The 427-nt window shown below is 69.1% G+C and carries 1 protein-coding gene; it reads right to left on the bottom strand.

Annotated elements, in window-relative coordinates; translation table 11 throughout:
* Nucleotides 1–153: 153 nt before the first annotated feature.
* Nucleotides 154–427 (bottom strand): helix-turn-helix domain-containing protein (locus tag M1M07_RS32500; protein ID WP_248676803.1); only part of this gene is annotated, 274 nt, incomplete at its 5' end.

The raw sequence follows: 427 nt of genomic DNA, 5'->3' as shown, positions 1-427 counted from the left end.
TCTCCACCGACACCGGCCCCTCGAAGCCTTCCACGTGGGCCGCCATCCAGGCCGAGAGCGCGTCCGTATCGAAAGCGTGCTGCGCGGAGACGGGGCGCGTGCCGGTGAAGTGTTCGTAGGAAGCGGTCATGGAGGGGTCGGCGGAAAAGGGTTCTAGTGGTCGGTTTCGGCGATGCGCATCAGCACGTCACGGTCGCGCACGACGAGGCCGCCCGGCTCGATGCGGATGGCGTCCTCGCGCTCCATGGCCTTGAGTTCCTGGTTCACGCGCTGGCGCGACGCGCCCAGCAGCTGGGCCAGTTCCTCCTGCGCCAACTGCAGGCCGATGCGCACCTCGTCGCCGTGCGACAGGCTCGGGATGCCGTAGCTGCGCACCAGGTGCAGCAGCTGCTTGGCCAGCCGCGCCCGCAGGGGCAGGGTATTGAGG

This window comes from Rhodococcus sp. HM1, from assembly GCF_023218075.1.
Taxonomy (GTDB): domain Bacteria; phylum Actinomycetota; class Actinomycetes; order Mycobacteriales; family Mycobacteriaceae; genus Rhodococcus.
Note: the sequence above shows the minus strand (reverse complement) of the source record. Positions and strands in the feature narration are given on the sequence as shown.